Raw genomic sequence first — 18,883 nt, 5'->3', positions numbered from 1 at the left:
GTTACTCGGAATGTTTCACGCAGGAAAACTAGGCATCACGGCCACGGTTGTTCGACGATGCGCCCGTAGACGCACCGTCGACGACGAAACACGTTGTCCGATCTACTTTCCCGTGAATTCAGGCTTTCTCTTCTCGGAGCGAGCTGCACGCCCCTCGACCACATCTTCGCTTTCCCACGCGCGACGCATCGCGGCCTGGCGATCGGCGGGTGCGTCGTCGCGCGCACCGTCGCCGTTGAGTACCAACTTGTAGTGCTGCAGCGTCAGGGGGGCGAGATCGGCGATGGTCGACGCCCAATGCTGGGCGTCGGTGAGATCGCCGATGCGATTGGCGAATCCGAGAGCGTGAGCGCGGTCGGCCGACAACGGATCGCAGCCGATCAGCATCCCGCGCGCCTGACCTGCGCCCACCAGTGAGACGAGGCGTCGAATTGTCCACTCGTCAACGGCAACACCGATTTTCGCTGCGGGAATACCGGCAAGTGCATCGGGGGCCATCACCCGAAGGTCGGCCGCCATCGCCAGTTGCAGGCCTGCGCCGAGTGCCGAACCGTTGAGTGCCGCGATCACCGGGACGGGCACCGACTCGATCTCGCGCAGTGTGGCGATGAGCTTTTCGAGGAACGCGGGGTCGTAGACGGGACCGGACAGGTCGGCGCCTGCACTGAATACGCTGCCGCGGCCGGTGACCACGATGGCCCTGGCGCCCGCGTCGACGGCGTCGGCGAAAGCCTTCCCGAGTCCGTCGACCATGTCCTCATTGAGTGCGTTGCGCTTGTCCTGGCGATCGAGCTCGATCGTCGTCACCGAACCTTCTGCATGCGAGTGGATCATGCAGGAGAGACTACCCAGCCCCGCCATTTTCCGGCGGGCACACTGGAGAGGTGTCGAGTCCGTCGCTGTCGCCCGAGTCCACAAGCCCCGATGTGCACGAATCCGTCGCGCAGGAGCCCGACGCTTCCAGCGATGTCCTCGTCATCGGTGGCGGGCAGGCAGGACTGTCGGCGGCGTACTTTCTGCAACGCTTCGGCCTCGGTGACCGCTACCAGTTGCTCGACCACTCCCCGCGTCCCGGCGGCGCATGGCAGTTCCGATGGCCGACGCTGACGTTGTCGGGCACCAACCGTGTGCACGATCTTCCGGGGTACGGGCTTGCTGAAGCGGTGGGAATCGACCGCGGCGAGTTCCCGGCGTCGGCCGTCGTTCCCGAGTATTTCGCGAAGTACGAGAACAGGTTTGGGCTGCGGGTACGTCGACCGGTCGACGTACGTTCCGTCGAACGAGACGGCGACGGATTTCGGGTCACGCTCGGTGGCCGACTCCGCGGGCGTGAGATCTCCGCACGCACACTCATCAACGCCACCGGAACGTGGGAAAGGCCGTTCATCCCTCACATTCCAGGAGCCGCGGACTTCCGCGGCAGGCAACTGCACACACACGACTACACCGGACCCGAGGAGTTCGCCGGCAAGCGCGTGTTGGTCGTCGGCGCAGGCATCTCCGCAGTTCAGCTACTGATCGAGATCGCTCGCCGCGCTCCCGGCGTGCAGACATTCTGGTGCTCGCGCACCGAACCGCGCTTCGATTCGAATCCCTTCTCACCCGACCTCGGTCGCGAAGCAGTGGCCCGCGTCGAACGCCGGGTTCGCGCCGGCCTACCGCCGACGTCGGTGGTGTCGGTGACCGGCCTCGCGGTGACACCGACCATCGAAGCCGCGCAGCGCGACGGAATCCTCGACAACTGGCGACCGATGTTCACCCGCATCACCGAGACCGGCGTGTGTTGGGACTGCACGGGCGGGCCAGGCGGGAACGGGTCGGCTGGCGGGAGTAGCAGCGCGGTCGCTGCGGGCGAGCAACTCGACGTCGACGTCATCTTCTGGAACACCGGATTCCGAAGCGCGCTCGATCATCTATCGCCTCTCCACCTGCGCGGACCCGGCGGCGGAATCGTCATGACCGGACGCCTTGCAACCACCGTCGCCGACGACCCGCGGGTCCAATTACTCGGCTACGGACCGTCGGCGTCGACGATCGGCGCCAACCGCGCGGGTCGCGAGGCAGCACGCAACGTCGCGGAGATTCTTGATGCCCAGCCTTGACAAGTTGTTGTGTTTTCCCAACACTATGTAGTGTGAGTCCAGTACGGCGGGGAGAAAAGCTCCCCATCTACAACCGCATCGGAGTTCTACGCGCCGAGCGGAGGATGTCGCGTGCCGATCTGGCAGCACTCGTCGGCATCAACGTCCAGTCCGTCGGTGCGCTCGAGCGCGGCGACAACTACCCGAGCCTTGACCTCGCATTTCGCATCTGCGAAGTCTTCGACCTCCCCGTAGAAGCGGTGTTCAGTCGCACCGAGTTCTCGGCGATGTCGGCCGAGCTCTACCCCCGACGCGCCATCCGCGTCGACGAAACACACTCACCGCAACCGTCGTCCACCACGGAGGAAGCACAATGAGGGATCCCAACTCGGCCATCCCGGCCGAAGCGACGCCCGAGCTGTGGCGTCGCTACGACGAGTGGCGTGGTCAACGCCATGTTCGCTTCAACCAACGTCATGCAGGCAAGCTGATGAGCTGGCGCAATCGTCGAGCCGCGCGACGAATCGTCCTTGCCGAGATCGTGGTGCTGGTCGTGCTCTTGGCCAGCGCGGTGGTGGCGTTCTTCACCTACGCGTTCTTCATCCCGTTCATCATTGCCATCGTCGGCGCCTTCGTCGTGCAGTACCTGCTGCGGATCGTGACCGGCTCCATTGCCGAAACCCCGGTCACCGCGCTCGATGAAATCCAACTCGCGCAACGTAACTCGGCCCGATCAGTGGGATTCATCGCCCTCTTCTCGCTGATGTTCATCCCGTACATCATCCTGATCGTCCTGGGCACCCGAGAGCAGGTACACGGCCAACTGGTGTACGGCACCGGCATTTTGCTCATCAGCCTCGTGCTGACCGGCGCCCTCGTGCCAACCATGCTGACCGCGTGGTGGAGCGACGACGCCGACCCCGAAGACTTCGCAACCTACGAGGAGAACGATCATGCCTGAATCCCTCACCGTCGACGGACTATCCAAACGGTATGGCGACGTCGTCGCCCTTGATGACATGACATTCACCGTCGCACCCGGAGAAATCTTCGGCTTCGTCGGTAGCAACGGCGCAGGCAAGTCGACGACGATGCGCATCATTCTCGGTGTGCTCGAACCGGATTCGGGTCGGGTGACACTCGGTGACGCGCCGATCGATCTCAACACGCGGCGTCGAATCGGATACATGCCCGAGGAGCGTGGGCTCTATCCCAAGATGAAGGTCGGCGAGCAACTGGTGTTCCTCGCGCGCCTCCACGGAATGAGTGCCGACCAGGCCACCGAGAGTGCACGACGCTGGACGCAGCGACTCGGCGTCGACGAACGATACGACGACAACGTCGCCGACCTCTCGCTCGGCAACCAGCAGCGCGTACAGCTCGCCGCTGCGCTGGTCCACGATCCAGACGTACTGGTGCTCGACGAGCCGTTCTCGGGCCTCGACCCGGTGGCCGTCGACGTGATGAGTGACGTTCTGAAAGAGAAAGCAGCCGAGGGCATTCCGGTCATCTTCTCGTCGCATCAGCTCGACCTGGTGCAGCGACTGTGTGATCGCGTCGGCATCGTCGTCAAGGGCAGAATGCGTGCGCTCGGCACCGTCGACGATCTCCGCACACGTGCAGGCGTGATCCTCGAGGTCGACGGTCCTGACTCGACGACCCGCTGGGCCGATGGCTTCCCCGGAGTGCTGGAGGCCGAATACCAACCGGGCGGTGCTCGGCTGCGCGTCGACCCGACGACGCTCGACGACCAAGCAGTACTCAATCGCGCATTGACACACGGACCGGTACACCGCTTCGCGCGGACAACACCCGACCTGACCGAACTCTTCCGAGAGGTGGTGACGGCATGACCTCCCACAATTCCACTGACAACACAGCCTCACAGGGCGCGAGTGCGCTGCAGACGATTCGCCTTGTGGCACAACGTGAAATCGCCACACGTGCCAAGACCCGATCCTTCGTCGTCAGCACCGTGGTGTTGATGCTCGTGATCGTCGTCGGCCTGATCGTCTGGAAGGCGATCTCCGGTGGCGGAACCGACCCGGAGCGTGTCGGCGTCGCGGGCGACAGTTCCCTGTCGACGACGATCGGCCAGGTGGGCGAGGCCAGCGGCACGCCGATCACCGTCGTATCAATCGCTTCTGGTCCGGATGCGTTGTCGCAGGCGCGCAGCAGCGTCGAATCCGGTGATCTCGATGCCGCGGTGGTGCGGGGTTCCGGTGAGTCGTATGCGATCGTCAGCAAGACAGGGCTGTCCGACTCGCTGTCGGGTGTGCTGCGCGGCTCGATCCAGCAGCACGAGTTGGCCCAGGGTCTCACTGCCCGCGGTGTCGACGCGGCGTCGCTGCCGACACCGACGATCACCACTGTTCAGACCACCCCGGACAAGCCCGACAAGGCGCAGCGGATCGTGATCGCGCTCGTCGGTGCGATTCTGCTGATCACCGCAATCATGCTGGGCGGCAACATGATTGCCGTGGGAGTTGTCGAGGAGAAGACGTCGCGGATCGTCGAACTGCTGTTGGCGACCGTCAAGCCGCTACACCTGATGTGGGGCAAGATCCTGGGAATCGGAGCGGTTGCACTAGGGCAGGTGGTGGTACTCGGCCTGACTGCCCTGATCGCCGGGATCGCCACCGGGATGTTGACGATCGCCGGTACTGCCATCTGGATGTTCTTCGCGGTTCTGGTGTGGTTCCTGCTCGGATACCTGTTCTTCGCGACGCTGTATGCCGCTGCGGGAGCACTGGTTTCGCGTCAGGAAGAGCTCGGCTCGACGATCATGCCGCTCACCGTGCTGTCGATGGCCGTGATGTACGCCGGGATCTTCGGAGTGCAGTCGCTGCAGTCGACGTTCATCGAAGTGCTGACGTGGATTCCGCCGTTCTCGGCCGTGCTGATGCCGATTCGCATCGCCACCGGCGACACCAACGCCATGCAGATCGTCATCTCGCTGATCCTGATGATCCTGGCCTGCGCCGCCGCGACCTGGTTCGCCGCGCGCATCTACCAGCGCTCGATCCTGCGCACCGGCAGCCGCGTCAAGTGGTCCGAAGTGCTCTCGATGGCGCGCTAGGGGCGCGCAGAAAGTAGGGGAAGGGATCTTTCCCCCAGAGACTGACCTCTCCTCGAGAAACAACACGAGCAAAGGCACGAAACCCGCGGAAAGAATCCTTCCGCGGGTTTCTGCCGGCCCGGCCAGCCGAGAGCAGTCTCAGGCCGCGGCCGTCACCCCGGCGCCCTCGCTCGACGTGTTGCCGCCCTCGGTGGTCGGAGCCGGGCCGTGCGGCACGAAGTCGCGGCTGCGGATCAGCAGCAGCGCGGCGAGGCCGCCGACAACCGCCACGGCGCCGCTGATCCAGAACAGCGCGTTGAGGGCCTCGGCGTAGGCGGCGTGTTTGCCACCGGCGGGGTTCTCGCGCATCGACGAACTCAGCTTCGAGCTGAAGGCGGTGCCGTAGACCGCGATGCCGACGGCGATGCCGATCTGCCGGAACGTGGTGTTGATGCCCGACGCCATGCCGGAGCGGTGCACGTCGACGACGCCGACGGCGGTCGCGGCGAGGGGCGGGTTGACCAGGCCGCTGCCGATGCCCGCGATGATCAGGCCGGGGATGAGGTGCGTCCACGACGAGTTCTCGTCGAGACCGGCCATCAAGAACAGTCCGACGCCGACGATGAGCAGGCCCGGTCCGATGAGCCAGCGCAGCGGCACCTTCTCCGACAGTCGGCCCGCGATCGTGGCGCTCACCATCGTGCAGCCCGACATCACCAGCAGCCGGACGCCGGTTTGCAGCGCTGAGTAGCCGAGCCCTTCCTGCAGGTAGAGCACCACGTACAGCAGCATCGCGAACAGCGAGCCGTTCATCGCGAAGGCGGCGATCAGACCGCCGGTGAAGGTGGGAATCCGCAGCAGTGAGAGGTCGAACATCGGCTCGTCGACACGCAGTTCGATGATCACGAACGCCACGAGCAACACCGCGGCGACGATGAACGAGCCGACGACGAGGCTGTCACCCCACGAGCGCTGCCCGGCCTCGGTGAGTCCGTAGACCAGAGCGACGAGACCAGCGGTGAATGTGACGACGCCCGGCCAGTCGATTCGACGGGCATGAGGCGAGCGCGACTCGTCGACCATCTTCCACGTGACGAACAGGGCGGCGATGCCGATGGGCAGATTGACCAGGAAGATCGCACGCCAGCTCACACCGGTCGTCAGCACGCCGCCGAGGATCGGGCCGAGTGCCGTCGAAATGCCGGTGACGGCACCCCACGCGCCGAAGGCGACGCCGCGTTCACGGCCGTGGAAGGTCGACGCGAGAAGCGCGAGCGACGTCGAGAACAGCATCGCACCGCCGACACCTTGCAGTGCGCGGGACACGATCAGCATGACCGGGTCCTGTGCGACGCCGCAGAGCAGCGAGCCAAGCGTGAAGATCACCAGGCCGATCGAGAAGATTCGACGTCTGCCGAACTTGTCGGCGATCGATCCGGATGTCAGCAGCAACGACGCCAGCGCGAGCGCATACGCGTCGGTGACCCACTGCAACTGACTGAAACTGGCGCCGAGTGCATGTTGAATATCGGGAAGTGCGACGACGACGATCGTGACGTCGAGCAGCAACATGAAAGTCGCTGCGCAGACGACGACAAGCGTCCACCATTTACGTTCCATGAGTGTGTACCTTTCGAGGATTTCGCCCGAATCCGGTGCGTCAACGCACCTCAGGCGGTATGAACCAAGTGTGATCCCACGATCGGTCGGCGTCGCCAGGAGGCCCCGATCCCGTTAGATTCATGACATGGGAGCCACAACCTCGCCAGAATCCTCCATTCTCGACGATCTGGATACGAGAATCGCTCGCGCCATCCAACTGTCGCCACGGGCGTCGTTCCGCGAGATCGCCGACGTCCTCGGTGTGGCCGAACAGACGATTGCCCGACGCTATCGCCGACTCCGACGCGATGGCCTCCTGCGCGTCACCATGGCCACCGATCCTCGTGCCCTCGGTAACTCGACGTGGGTCGTGCGTGTGCGGTGTCGACCGGAGGGAGCCGACGGTATCGCCGGTGCCTTGGCAGCGCGAGACGACGTCTCATGGGTATCCATCTACGAGGCCGGCTGGGAGATCGTCTTCAATCTGCGCGCAGCCGATCCGCACGGCGGAATGGAGCTCCTCACCCGGACACTCCCCAAGGCCGCACCCGTTCTCGACGTACGACCGGCCGCGGTGCTGCACACGTTCGTCGGCGGGGCACCGACGGATTGGGAGGGCTGGCATGACGCGCTCACCCAGACGGAGGCGGATGCGCTTGCGAAAACACGCATTCCGAGCGGACCCGACGGCGGTCGGCCCTCATCGACGTCGATCGATCGCACCGACAGAGCGATCATCGACGTTCTCACCCGCGACGGTCGGACGTCGTATACCGACCTCGCTCGCGCAGTGGGTTCGACGCCGGGCAAGGTGACCCGACGCGTCGAGCACCTCGTGTGGTCGGGCATCGCCTACTTCGACGTCGATCTCGCCACTGCCGCGCTGGGGCGCGACGCGATCGCGGTCTGGCTGACGGTGCATCCCCGGCATCTGGCAGCGACCGGCGAAGCACTCGCGGCCCACCCAGCAGTGCCGTTCGCGGTTGCCGTCACCGGGGCGGCCAACTTGACGGCCAGTGTCATGGTGCACGACACCGACGAGCTGTACTCCTTTGTCACCGATGTCCTCGGACCCCTCGACGGGATCACCTCGTACGAATTGCTCCCGCTACTCTCGCGCGTCAAGAACGCGGGTTCGCTCGTGAGCGGGGACCGCCTTGCGCCACCGAGGGTTTCGGCGTCTCAGATCTCGCCGTCTCAGAGCTCACCGAAACGTCGAAGTGCCTCTTCGCGTTCGGCTTTGTGATCGACGATCGGTTCCGGGTAGTCGTCGGTGTCGAATTCGGGAATCCAGCGTCGAATGTAGTCGCCGTCGGGATCGAACTTCTTGGCTTGCGTCTCCGGGTTGAACACCCGAAAGTACGGTGCCGCATCGGTTCCCGTGCCCGCGGCCCACTGCCAACCGTGCTGATTCGACGCCATGTCGCCGTCGGTGAGCTGGTCGAGGAACCACTTCGCACCCCACCACCACGGCAGGTGCAGGTCTTTCACCAGGAACGACGCGGCGATCATGCGCACTCGGTTGTGCATGAACCCTGTTTCGCTCAGTTGACGCATCCCCGCGTCGACGAGTGGGAAGCCGGTTCGCCCCTCACGCCACGCGTCGAAGTGCTTCTCGGCGGACTTTCCGGTGTCGAGTGCGATGTCGTCGAACTGGTCATTCCAGTTGTGCCAGAGGCTCTTTGGCCAGTTGTAGAGCACGTCGGCGTAGAAATCACGGAACGCCAGCTCACGCAGATACGCCTGCGCCGACTGCGACCTGCCGAGGTCGGCGGCCATCGTGCGCGGGTGGATATTGCCGAACTTCAGATACGCCGACATCCTGCTCGACACGTCGAGATCTGGCCTGTCCCTGTCGGACTCGTAGCCCGACAGGTCGTCGTCGACAAAGCTGCGCCACCGCTCGAGTGCCGCGTCTTCACCGGCTGGCAGGTCCAGCGTCGTGGGCGCCGCCGGAATCCTGATACGACCAGAGGGGTGAATGTCGCTGGGATTCACGATCTTCGACGGCGCTTCGGTCTTTGCCGGCGCACGCCAACCGTGGTCGCGCCATGCTCGGAAGAACGGCGTGAAGACCTTGTACGGTGTGCCGTCGGACTTCGTCACCCTGCCCGGCGAGACAAGGTAGGGCGAACCGACGGGTTGCCATGTCGTGCCGGATTCTTCGAGTGCTGCGGCGACAGCGTCGTCTCGACGCCGCCCGAACGGCGAGAAATCCTCGCTCACATGCACAGAACCCGCTCCGACGGCGTCGACCAGTCGTGGGATCTCCTCGTCGGGACGTCCACGTACGACGAGGAGTTTGCCGTCGAGCTTGGCGTCGAGTTCGCGGAGCGAGTCGTAGAGAAAGGCGAGTCGTCGCTCGCCTGAAGAGGATTCGAGACGCGGGTCGAGCACGAAGCAGACCAGAACCTCGCGATTGCCGTCGCCGATCGCTTCGCCCAGCGCGGGGAGATCGCCTAGTCGCAGATCACGCCGTAGCCAGCACAACGCCGGTGCATCGACATCCGATGCACCGGCGTTGTTACGTTGCGAGGCGATCTAGCCCACACCCAGCAGGTCGATGATGAAGACCAGTGTCCGTCCGGACAACCGGTGGCCCGCACCCTCGGGGCCGTACGCCAGCGCAGGTGGCACGGTGAGGCGTCGGCGGCCGCCGACCTTCATGCCCGGGATTCCCTGCTGCCAGCCGGGGATCAGCCGGTCGAGCGGGAAGTTGGCCGACTGACCACGGTCCCACGACGAATCGAACTCTTCGCCCGACTCGAAATCGACGCCGACGTAATGCACGTCCACGACGTCGCTCGGCTTTGCCTCGTCGCCGTCGCCGACGATGATGTCTGCGATCACCAACTCACTGGGAGCGGGACCTTCTTGGAACTCGACTTCTGGCTTCTCGGTACTGGTCACGGGACTCTCCTTTGAGTCGTGGGGTGTACAGGTCGAAGCGTCGAACTCAGCGGTCGCCCATCGTGACGTAGTCACGCTCGGGGTAACCGGTGTAGAGCTGACGCGGTCGGCCGATCTTGGTCGCGGGATCTGTGTTCATCTCACGCCAGTGCGCGATCCAGCCCGGCAGACGTCCGAGTGCGAAGAGCACCGTGAACATGCGGGTCGGGAAGCCCATGGCCCGGTAGATGACGCCGGTGTAGAAGTCGACGTTCGGGTAGAGCTTGCGCGAGATGAAGTAGTCGTCGTTGAGGGCGACTTCTTCGAGTCCTTTGGCGATGTCGAGCAGATCGTCCTGGACGCCGAGCGATTGGAGGATCGTGTCGGCGGTCTTCTTCACGATCGCTGCGCGCGGATCGTAGTTCTTGTAGACGCGGTGTCCGAAGCCCATGAGCTTCACACCGTCTTCCTTGTTCTTGACCTTGGTCATGAACGCCTTGGTGTCGCCACCGGAAGCCTTGATGTCTTCGAGCATCTCGAGCACGGCCTGGTTGGCGCCACCGTGCAGTGGACCCCACAGTGCATTGATGCCGCCCGAGATGGACGTGAAGAGGTTGGCCTGCGACGATCCGACCAAACGCACGGTCGACGTCGAGCAGTTCTGCTCGTGGTCGGCGTGCAGGATGAACAGCATGTCGAGGGCCTTGGCGACCTCGGGATTGACCACGTAGGGCTCGGCCGGGAAGCCGAAGGTCATGCGCAGGAAGTTCTCGACCAACGACAGCGAGTTGTCGGGGTAGAGGAACGGCTGGCCCGCCGACTTCTTGTAGGCGTAGGCGGCGATCGTCGGCAGCTTGGCAAGCAGACGGATCGTCGACAGTTCGACCTGCTCGGGGTCCTTGGGATCGAGCGAGTCCTGGTAGTAAGCACTCAGTGCGTTCACTGCGCTCGACAGCACCGGCATCGGGTGTGCGTTGCGCGGGAAGCCGTCGAAGAATCGCTTGAGATCCTCATGCAGCAGGGTGTGCCGCTGGATCTTGTTGTTGAACTCTTCGAGCTGGCTCGGAGTCGGCAATTCGCCGTAGATCAGCAGGTAGCTGACCTCGATGAAGGTCGACTTCTCTGCCAATTGGTCGATCGGGATACCCCGGTAGCGCAGAATGCCTGCTTCTCCGTCGATGTAGGTGATCGCGGATTTGCAGGCTGCGGTGTTGACAAAGCCGCCGTCGAACGTCGTGAGATTCGTTTCTGCGAGGAACTTGCCCAGCGCAACCGAATCACTGCCCGCGGTGGCCTTGAGAATGGGAAGCTCGAGCTGCCCACCGGGGTAGATGAACGTCGACGAGGCGGTATCCGATGCCGAGTCGGCGGGAGCTGTTTCAGCGGACACTCCAAAACCCCTTTACTCAGGTATGAGACCCACAGGTACATGTGACGCACTGTGAGTCGGACTCTCCGTTACTAAACGTAGTCGGTTATCGACATGCGCGCCCACGGAGGGTGCATTGACGTTGGTCAACCGTAGCCGAATACCGTCTGACCTGCGCCTCGATCACGGGGCATCGAGCTCGCTCGCCCACGGAGGGTCGGCTCCGGGACGCGAAACGGTCACCGCGGCGACTCGTGCCGCGTAGTCCGCGGCCCGTAGCCAGTAATCGGCGTCGCGCGACCGCACTGCTGATGCGGACAAATCGCCCGACTCGTCGAAGAAATGGAGCAACCCTCCGAGCACACTGTCGCCCGCCCCGATCGTGTCGACGACGGTTGTCTCGGGAGCCTGTGCCAATACGGTGAATTCGCGTGTGCGAACGGAGATTCCGTCGGCGCCGTGGGTGATCACGACGGCCCCCGCGCCCTCCCGGAGCCAGTCGTCGACCGACGAGCCGTCCGCTCCGTCGCCGAGCCAGTCCACGTCTTCGTCGGAGAGTTTGAGGACGTCGATCATCGGTACCCAGTCCAGGAATCGTCGACGGTAGACGTCGGGTTCGTCGATCACGGAGGGCCGGATATTCGGGTCGAGTGCAACGAGACGCCCGGCGTCGTGAGCTCGACGCATCACCAGTTCGTAGACGCTCGCACCCGGTTCGAGGACCATCGACAACGTTCCGAAGCACACCGCGGAGACGGTCGCGGCGAAGTCGCCGGGCTCGGTGACCAGGCGGTCGGCGGTGCCCTCCACATAGAAGGAGTAGTGCGCTGCGCCGTCGGTACCGATCGTGGCCAGGGCGAGCGACGTGGGTTCGGAGCGACGTTGGACCAGTGTGGTGCCGACGCCCCCGGCACTCAGAGCAGCCATGATGGCGTCGCCGTAGGTGTCGGTGGAGACCGCAGAGCAGAACGAGACGGCACTGCCGAGTCTGCCGAGGGTGATCGCGACGTTGAACGGTCCGCCGCCGAGTGCCGGCTGCAACGGTGGCAGGTGCGACGGATCGGGGCCCGGAGCGGTTGTCGACACCACGTCGACGAGCGCCTCACCGCATACGACGATCTCTCTCAACGATCTGCTCCCATGCGTGTCACGCGCCCAGTGTGCCATCCGGACGTGGCCGTCGACGGTAGATTCGATCGGTATGCAGGAGTTACCCGCCGGCCCCGATGCGGTGCTTCTCGACTTCGCCGATGCCGACGACCCGGCATTTGCGGTACTCGAGTCGGCGACCGCGTTGCGGGCCGCGATAGCCGAGGGTCGCCTCGTGGCCACCGAGGACGTTGTGCCGAGCGCGTCGTCAATTCTGGTGCAGGGCAAGACAGGTGGCGGTGTGGATGTCCTCGGCATTCATCGCGCACTGCGGTTCGGGATCGCAGGCGCCGACGTTGCGGATTCGACGCCCTCACCCGTCGAGATACCGGTTCACTACGACGGCGACGACCTCGACGACGTCGCCGGTGCACTCGACATGAGTGTCGACGCGGTGATCGCGGCGCATCGGAGTACTGAATGGGTCGTCCAGTTCATGGGTTTCGCACCGGGTTTCGGCTATCTGGTGCCCGCTTCTGACGCCGCCGATGCCGCTCTCACCGGACTGCTGAACCTCCCCCGACGGCCACACGCCCGTACTCGCGTGCCGGCCGGGTCGGTGGCGATCGCCGCCGGATACAGCGCGGTGTATCCACGCGACAGCCCCGGAGGATGGAACCTGCTGGGACGCACCAGAATCAGCCTCTGGAGCGAACACGACGACCCGCCGGCCTTCCTCACACCCGGCACCCGTGTCCGATTCGTCGACGCCAGCGCCCCCGAAGACTCTGCCGCTCGACCCGACGACGACACGGAGAACCGGTGACTCGCGCAACGGTGATCGCCACCGGGCCGTTGGCGACGATCCAGGATCTCGGACGTCCCGGCTATCAACACCTCGGCGTGCCGAGGTCGGGTGCCGCGGATCGAGTCGCCATGACCCTTGCCAATCGCCTCGTCGGCAACTCCGAGGACGCCGCGACGATCGAAACCACACTCGGTGGCCTCGTGCTCCGTTGCGACACGGACACACTCGTGGCCGTGACGGGCGCCGACGCTTCGGTCTCGGTCAACGGTGTTGCCGTCGGGGTCAATTCGGCTGTCGTTGCCCGCGCCGGGACGAATGTCGAGGTCGGCACGCCGCACTGGGGTTGCCGCAACTACGTTGCCGCACGAGGTGGATTCGACGTCGAGCCGTCACTCGGATCGCGGTCGACCGACACTCTCTCCGGAACCGGACCCCCTCCCCTGGCGCAGGGCGACGAACTGAGGGTCGGGGATGCAGACGAGACGTGGCCGGCAACTCTGCATGCCCCGGCAGACACCCGGCGGGTCGGCGTCGTCGAACTCACCGCTTTTCCCGGCCCACGCGCGAATCGCCTCTCCGAGCCGGGCGACCTCTTCGCAGGCACGTGGGAGGTCACGACCGCGAGTAATCGGGTCGGGGTACGCCTACGACGTCGCGATGGCGACACCGCGCCGACCCTGACACACCGCACCGACCTTCCCGAGATGCCCTCCGAGGGCGTTGCCCACGGAGCGGTTCAGGTTCCGCCTGCCGGCGAGCCCGTCATCTTCCTCGCCGATCACCCCGTGACCGGCGGATACCCGGTCGTGGGTGTCCTGTCGGCGACGTCGGTCTCGGCCGCGGCGCAACTCGTCGCCGGCACGCTCGTCCGCTTTCAGCCCGGCTGATCAGGTCGGGCAGCGTTGACAGCACCGTGAGACGCACCTAGGGTTTCGTCTCATGACGCAAGTCACAGTCAACTCGTCGAGCTCGTCACCCGAAACACCCGACGCCGTCGAACGTGAGGCTGCGACGACCGACACCCCGCGTCGTGCCGAGTACCCGCATGTCGAGTACCCGCCGCTTGGCCCCGACTCCCTGACGTGGCAGGTGTGGGGAACCTGGACCGGAATGATCCAGAGCCTCTGGGCCGGGTCGATTCAGAACATGCACCCCAAGCTCGGGCAGGCCGTCTGGGATCACTCCGACTTCTTCGGCGAACGCTGGCAACGCCTCATGCGGTCGCTGTATCCGATCGGCGGAGTCGTCTTCGACGAGTACTGGGGCTTCGAGACCGGCAAAGAAGTGCGCGATTACCACCGCGAGATCAAGGGCACCATGCCCGACGGTTCGCGGTACCACGCCCTCGACCCCGACGTCTTCTACTGGGCGCACGCCACGTTTTGGTACGGCAACGTGCGCCTCTGCGAGAGGTTCGGCCCGTGGTTGACCGAAGACCAGAAGCGACAGCTCTTCGAAGAATCGAAGAACTGGTACGCCATGTACGGCGTGAGTATGCGGCCGGTACCCGAGACCTACGAGGACTTCCTCGAATACTGGGACCACATGTGCCGCAATGTACTTCGCGACCACGAGTCGGTGCGCACAGTTCTCGACATCTCGACGCTTCCCCCGCCTCCCTATCTCTCGTTCATCCCGACCGCGCTCTGGCGTCGCGTCATCGCTCCGGTGGTCGCCCGCAACTTCATCTGGCTCACCACGGGGTTCTACGACGAACCGATCCGCGAAATGATGGCACTGCCCTGGACCGACCGGGACGAGAAGCTGTTCCGTCTCCTCGGCAAGACCTACAACCTCGTGTTCCATCGGTTGCTGCCCCGGCGACCGTGGCGGCATCCCCGTGCACGCGATGCGTGGGACCGCGTGAACGGGCGGGTTCCCGCCGACGCACCGCTCGTCGAGACGCCGTCGCGCAACCTGCCGCCAGAATCCGAACGCGGCAAGTCGATGCACTACTGCCCCGTCCACGCGGCGCGCACCTCAACCTATCCGGGCAGGGTCACCCCCGCCGACTAACCGTTGCGACGCGCAGTGGTCTCGACTCGGGTGCTCGCTGCGCTCGCGCCCGCTCGACCAGCGGGGCGCCCCGCTGATCGAGCCCCATCCCGCTGATCGAGCCTCATCCCGCTGATCGAGCCCCGTCCCGCTGATCGAGCCTGTCGAGATCACCCGCAGCGCGCGTACACAACTCGGTCGTCAGCGCGACGCCAAGACAATAATCTCCTCGGCGCCCCGCTGACGTCACGATTGTGTACGCACCCCGGCTCGAGCCAGACCTTGCGACCCGTATGCACGGCAGCATCCCGGCCGGGCTAGATGTGTGTCGAATCGAAGGATCTGTGTGCTGCAGCACCCACATCTTTCAATACGGCACACATTTGGCGATACGCCCTCGGGGCCGCGCTGTCCCGCTGATCGCGCCCCGTCCCGCAAATCGAGCCCCGTCCCGCTGATCGAGCCCCGTCCCGCTGATCGAGCCTGTCGAGATCACTCCCCGGGCGCAGTGGTCTCGACTCGGGTGCTCGCTGCGCTCGCGCCCGCTCGACCAGCGGGGCCGCGGTTTCGCTGTCGTACCCGGGACCGCTCGTCGGGCCCGTGCGGCACCTTGCCCGACGCCCACTGAGTCGCCACACCCCTAGCGCGCGTACACAACTCGGTCGTCAGCGCGACGCCAAGACAATAATCTCCTCGGCGCCCCGCTCACGTCACGATTGTGTACGCACCCCGGCTCGAGCCAGACCCTGCCACCCGTATACATCGCCCAGCATCCCGGCCGGGCTAGATGTGTGTCGAATCGAAGGATCTGTGTGCTGCAGCACCCACATCTTCCGATACGACACACACTCTCGATACGGGTGCGCCCGCAACGCGTCGAACACGTTGCGCGGTGGCCGGAGCCGTTCCAAGCAACGCCGCTCAGCCGGCGTCCTTGGCCATATCCATCACGACGCGGCCTTCGATCTTGCCGTGCTCCATCTCGTCGAACACTGCGTTGATATCGGTCAGGCTGCGTACCGAGTAGGTGGGCGTGATCTTGCCCCGCGCGTAGAAATCGAGAGCCTCGCTCATGTCCTTGCGGGTTCCGACGATCGAGCCGCGCACAGTCAACCCGAGCAGCACCGTGCTGAAGATGTCGAGCGGGAACTGATCGGGCGGAAGACCGACCAGGACGACGGTCCCACCGCGACGCAGCGCGCTGATCGCCTGTGGAAACGCGTGCTTGTTGACCGCGGTGACGAGTGCGCCGTGAACGCCACCACCCGTGGCTTCCTGCAGTTCGGCGCCCGGGTCGGCGGACGTCGCGGCATTGACCGTGATCTCGGCGCCGTGATGGCGGGCGAGTTCGAGCTTCTCGTCGTCGACATCGAACGCCGCCACCCGACGACCCATCGCGATCGCGTACTGCACCGCGATGTGCCCGAGTCCGCCGATACCGGAAATCAGCACCCACTCACCGGGTTTGGTGTCGGTGCACTTCAGACCCTTGTAGACGGTGACGCCCGCGCACAGGATCGGGCCGACGGCGGCGAGATCGGCACCTGACGGAATGATGGGACAGTAGCGTGAGTCGACGAGCATGTAGCGGCCGAACGAACCGTCGACCGAGTACCCACCGTTCTTCTGGTTGGGACACAGTGTCTCCCAACCGGTTTCGCACCATTCGCATTCACCGCAGGCACTCCACAGCCACGCATTTCCGACGACGTCGCCCACCTTGATACGGGTGACGTCGTCGCCCACGGCAACGACTGTCCCGACTCCCTCGTGGCCCGGCACAAAGGGCGGCTCTGGCTTCACGGGCCAATCACCATGTGCCGCATGGAGATCGGTGTGACAGACACCGGTGTAGTCGACGCGCACCAGCGCCTCGTTTCCAGTGGGGGTCGGAACGTCGATCGAATCGACTGTCAGGGGCTTGGTGAAGTCATGGACGACGGCTGCGCGCATCGTCGAAGGGGTTTGCGAGGATGTGGTCATTGTGCTCTCCTGCACGGTCTTTGCACGTCTCGACGTTCGGACGCGGTGGCATCTGCCGTATCGTCCTTTTCCGCCCCAAAGGTTCCGCATGACGCCCAGGTCCTCGGCTCCGGCGACGTTCCACCGACCCTCCCCGACACACGTGCCCTCACTGCCGTTATATCAGCGATGCGCTCGACGCCGCGCGGTTCGTTACAGTTCTGCCGCCCCGAAACCTGTGACCCAAGCCACGGAACGTCGTGCTAATTTGTTTGCGCAAATGAACGATCACCCATGCGTCCACGACGCCCAAACCCAAGGATCAGGTGCGTACATGCCCGTTTTCGGGTCAAAGTTCCGCAGTAAGAGTCGTCGGCTCGTCGCCGGGGTCGCTGTCGCAGCGTCGGCAGCTCTGGGCATCGGGATCGGCGGAGGTGTGGCGGAAGCGGCGCCGGCGCCCCGACCGTTGCCCCACTACACGAGCACCGGCGACAATTTCGGCTTCTTCGGCGACCATGACTACTGTCGTGGCTCTGTCCATGTCACGTTGACCTCTCCCAAGCGCGGCGTGCTCAAGGCGACACTGACCTCGTTCGGCTTCACCGGCAACGGTGCCGGGTGGGCACGGAATCCGCGGTGCAGCTCGCTCATCATGCTCAGCAACGGTGCTTCATTGATTCCGCAGGAGAAGTTTTTGCGCGCTACGTTCGGGCGCAAACCGGGCGAGACCCAGTCGCTCGAACTGCGTACGGGCTCGGGCGCCGTCCAGGTGATGATCGGTGCGTACGCACTGAACACTCCGGTACGAGTTCTTCAGGGCTACGGGTTCGGCGGCTGGGTGATCGTTCCCTGACGAGTCCGACCGCGGCCCTTGACCACCGGACACCGGCCGTGAGCGATCTACTGCTGCCCGAGTCCCCGCTGCATCGCACGCTGGACTCGGGCAGCTTCACGTTTGGCGTACGGATTTGCTTGTCCTGCACGTGATCCGGCGAGTTTCGCACCGATGTGCTCGCCCACCGTGATCGGCGAGTACCGGCTTCCGGCGCCGACGCACGACGGAAGTGTGGAGATCGTCGCGTCGATGTTGCCGTCGTGAAAGTAGGCGGCGGAGCGTCGGCGTTCGATACTCCCGTCGACGATCGGCGGCTTGACCCGATGCAGCGTCGACATCCAGCGCTCATTGGTCCAGCGGGCCATCAGATCACCGAGGTTGATCAGTAATGCCCCGTCCTCGGGAGCGACGTCGTGCCACTGTCCGTTGCCGTCGAGCACCTGCAGACCGCGCACCTGGTCGGCCCAGAGCACGGTGACGATGCCGTAGTCGGTGTGCTCCCCCATGCCCGTCAGCTCGCCGTCGAGCTCAACCTCGCCGGGCGGCAGCGCGTAGTTGTTCATGCGCAGCACGTCGAGTGAGTGGTCGGTGTAGCCGTCGAAGAAGTCGGGCGGGAGGTCCAGGGCGTCGGCGAAGATCTTGGTCAGGGTGTGCGCGACCCGTCGAGCCTCGGCAAAGTATGTCGACACCGCGGCCTCGAAGTGGTCGACCTGCGGCCAGGTGTTGTCGGCGTACTGGTCGTCGGGGAGCTCGAGATCCGGGTACTCCTTGGCTTCGACGCCGACGTTGTATGCCTCGAAGAAGTCGTTCATGCGATTCGCTGATTCGACGCCGAGCGACAACGAGAGTGATTCGGACTTCGGCGGCGCGTACCCGCGATTGATCTCCGGCGGGGTGCGATACGCCTTCTTCTGGTCGAGGGGTAGTGCGAAGAAATCGTCGAGCACCGCGGTGAACTCGTCGATCACGGCCGATGGAATCTCGTGCCCCACAATCTGCATGAAGCCCACCGAACTGGCGGCGTCGTCGATCTGCGCGGCGACGACGGCTTTGTCGGCGGCGCTACCGCCCGCGATATACGGCGTGATGTCGATGAGCGGGACACGAAAGCCGCTGCGCGATTCCCCGACGGTGACAGTCATGCGCTCCATCTTGGCATCGAAATCTCTGATCCGCTGGTCAGGGCATCGTCGAC

At 64.7% G+C, this 18,883-nt stretch carries 18 protein-coding genes; 10 read left to right on the top strand and 8 right to left on the bottom strand.

All coding sequences use genetic code 11. The features are described 5' to 3' along the window. Window positions 1–102: 102 nt before the first annotated feature. Complete coding sequence (locus RND64_RS05060) at window positions 103–834, bottom strand: enoyl-CoA hydratase (RefSeq protein ID WP_049698073.1); 732 nt, start codon at window positions 832–834, stop codon at window positions 103–105. 92 nt (window positions 835–926) lie between these two features. On the opposite strand from RND64_RS05060, the gene RND64_RS05055 reads away from it, so the two are divergent. Genes RND64_RS05055 through RND64_RS05035 form a run of 5 tightly spaced genes read left to right on the top strand, consistent with a single transcriptional unit; the run spans window position 927 to window position 5,160 of the window. Then, entirely contained in the window at window positions 927–2,102 is a 1,176-nt protein-coding gene (locus tag RND64_RS05055; RefSeq protein WP_270483561.1) for an NAD(P)-binding domain-containing protein, read from the top strand. Window positions 2,103–2,134: 32 nt separating this feature from the next. After that, window positions 2,135–2,458 carry a helix-turn-helix transcriptional regulator gene (locus tag RND64_RS05050; protein ID WP_049697845.1) on the top strand — a complete coding sequence of 108 codons (324 nt, stop codon included), beginning with the start codon at window positions 2,135–2,137 and terminating at the stop codon, window positions 2,456–2,458. Further along, window positions 2,455–3,042 carry a hypothetical protein gene (locus tag RND64_RS05045; protein WP_049697844.1) on the top strand — a complete coding sequence of 196 codons (588 nt, stop codon included), beginning with the start codon at window positions 2,455–2,457 and terminating at the stop codon, window positions 3,040–3,042. The genes RND64_RS05050 and RND64_RS05045 overlap by 4 nt, the downstream gene beginning before the upstream one ends. Then, window positions 3,035–3,934: an ABC transporter ATP-binding protein gene (locus RND64_RS05040; RefSeq protein ID WP_270483306.1), complete on the top strand. Its 900-nt coding sequence runs from the start codon at window positions 3,035–3,037 to the stop codon at window positions 3,932–3,934. The genes RND64_RS05045 and RND64_RS05040 overlap by 8 nt, the downstream gene beginning before the upstream one ends. Then, on the top strand, window positions 3,931–5,160 hold the full coding sequence (locus tag RND64_RS05035; protein WP_270483308.1) for an ABC transporter permease: 1,230 nt from the start codon (window positions 3,931–3,933) through the stop codon (window positions 5,158–5,160). Before RND64_RS05040 ends, RND64_RS05035 begins: the two co-directional genes overlap by 4 nt. Before the next feature lie 138 nt (window positions 5,161–5,298). Here RND64_RS05035 and RND64_RS05030 read toward each other — a convergent pair whose 3' ends face one another. Beyond that, window positions 5,299–6,759 carry an MFS transporter gene (locus tag RND64_RS05030; RefSeq protein WP_049697841.1) on the bottom strand — a complete coding sequence of 487 codons (1,461 nt, stop codon included), beginning with the start codon at window positions 6,757–6,759 and terminating at the stop codon, window positions 5,299–5,301. A 127-nt stretch (window positions 6,760–6,886) separates the two neighbouring features. Here RND64_RS05030 and RND64_RS05025 point away from each other — a divergent pair, with 127 nt between their 5' ends. After that, entirely contained in the window at window positions 6,887–7,987 is a 1,101-nt protein-coding gene (locus RND64_RS05025) for an Lrp/AsnC family transcriptional regulator (RefSeq protein WP_270483309.1), read from the top strand. On the opposite strand, the gene RND64_RS05020 is transcribed toward RND64_RS05025, so the two are convergent. From RND64_RS05020 to RND64_RS05005, 4 genes are all read right to left on the bottom strand, one after another. Continuing rightward, on the bottom strand, window positions 7,939–9,231 hold the full coding sequence (locus RND64_RS05020) for a cryptochrome/photolyase family protein (RefSeq protein ID WP_270483310.1): 1,293 nt from the start codon (window positions 9,229–9,231) through the stop codon (window positions 7,939–7,941). The two genes, RND64_RS05025 and RND64_RS05020, sit on opposite strands and share 49 nt — an antisense overlap. A 51-nt stretch (window positions 9,232–9,282) precedes the next feature. Further along, complete coding sequence (locus RND64_RS05015) at window positions 9,283–9,651, bottom strand: FKBP-type peptidyl-prolyl cis-trans isomerase (RefSeq protein WP_049697838.1); 369 nt, start codon at window positions 9,649–9,651, stop codon at window positions 9,283–9,285. Window positions 9,652–9,697: 46 nt separating this feature from the next. Then, entirely contained in the window at window positions 9,698–11,020 is a 1,323-nt protein-coding gene (locus RND64_RS05010) for a citrate synthase (RefSeq protein ID WP_082938088.1), read from the bottom strand. A gap of 162 nt (window positions 11,021–11,182) precedes the next feature. Next, window positions 11,183–12,127 carry a carbohydrate kinase family protein gene (locus tag RND64_RS05005; RefSeq protein WP_270483312.1) on the bottom strand — a complete coding sequence of 315 codons (945 nt, stop codon included), beginning with the start codon at window positions 12,125–12,127 and terminating at the stop codon, window positions 11,183–11,185. A 73-nt stretch (window positions 12,128–12,200) separates the two neighbouring features. Between RND64_RS05005 and RND64_RS05000 the strand changes: the two genes are divergently transcribed. Genes RND64_RS05000 through RND64_RS04990 form a run of 3 tightly spaced genes read left to right on the top strand, consistent with a single transcriptional unit; the run spans window position 12,201 to window position 14,912 of the window. Then, complete coding sequence (locus RND64_RS05000; protein WP_270483313.1) at window positions 12,201–12,914, top strand: 5-oxoprolinase subunit B family protein; 714 nt, start codon at window positions 12,201–12,203, stop codon at window positions 12,912–12,914. Further along, on the top strand, window positions 12,911–13,783 hold the full coding sequence (locus RND64_RS04995) for a biotin-dependent carboxyltransferase family protein (protein ID WP_049697836.1): 873 nt from the start codon (window positions 12,911–12,913) through the stop codon (window positions 13,781–13,783). Before RND64_RS05000 ends, RND64_RS04995 begins: the two co-directional genes overlap by 4 nt. A 52-nt stretch (window positions 13,784–13,835) precedes the next feature. After that, window positions 13,836–14,912 carry an oxygenase MpaB family protein gene (locus RND64_RS04990; protein WP_200903209.1) on the top strand — a complete coding sequence of 359 codons (1,077 nt, stop codon included), beginning with the start codon at window positions 13,836–13,838 and terminating at the stop codon, window positions 14,910–14,912. 900 nt (window positions 14,913–15,812) lie between these two features. Here RND64_RS04990 and adhP read toward each other — a convergent pair. After that, window positions 15,813–16,874 (bottom strand): alcohol dehydrogenase AdhP, encoded by a 1,062-nt coding sequence (gene adhP, locus RND64_RS04985; RefSeq protein WP_005206626.1) that lies wholly within the window; start codon window positions 16,872–16,874, stop codon window positions 15,813–15,815. Window positions 16,875–17,187: 313 nt separating this feature from the next. On the opposite strand from adhP, the gene RND64_RS04980 reads away from it, so the two are divergent. Further along, the gene (locus tag RND64_RS04980) at window positions 17,188–17,706 is read left to right on the top strand and encodes an enoyl-CoA hydratase (RefSeq protein ID WP_270483317.1); all 519 of its coding nucleotides are present in this window, start codon (window positions 17,188–17,190) and stop codon (window positions 17,704–17,706) included. 47 nt (window positions 17,707–17,753) lie between these two features. On the opposite strand, the gene RND64_RS04975 is transcribed toward RND64_RS04980, so the two are convergent. Next, window positions 17,754–18,839 (bottom strand): isopenicillin N synthase family dioxygenase, encoded by a 1,086-nt coding sequence (locus RND64_RS04975; RefSeq protein ID WP_039855923.1) that lies wholly within the window; start codon window positions 18,837–18,839, stop codon window positions 17,754–17,756. Between the last annotated feature and the right edge of the window lie 44 nt (window positions 18,840–18,883).

The sequence above is a fragment of the Gordonia sp. w5E2 genome (assembly GCF_036540975.1).
Lineage (GTDB): Bacteria > Actinomycetota > Actinomycetes > Mycobacteriales > Mycobacteriaceae > Gordonia > Gordonia jacobaea.
Note: the sequence above shows the minus strand (reverse complement) of the source record. Positions and strands in the feature narration are given on the sequence as shown.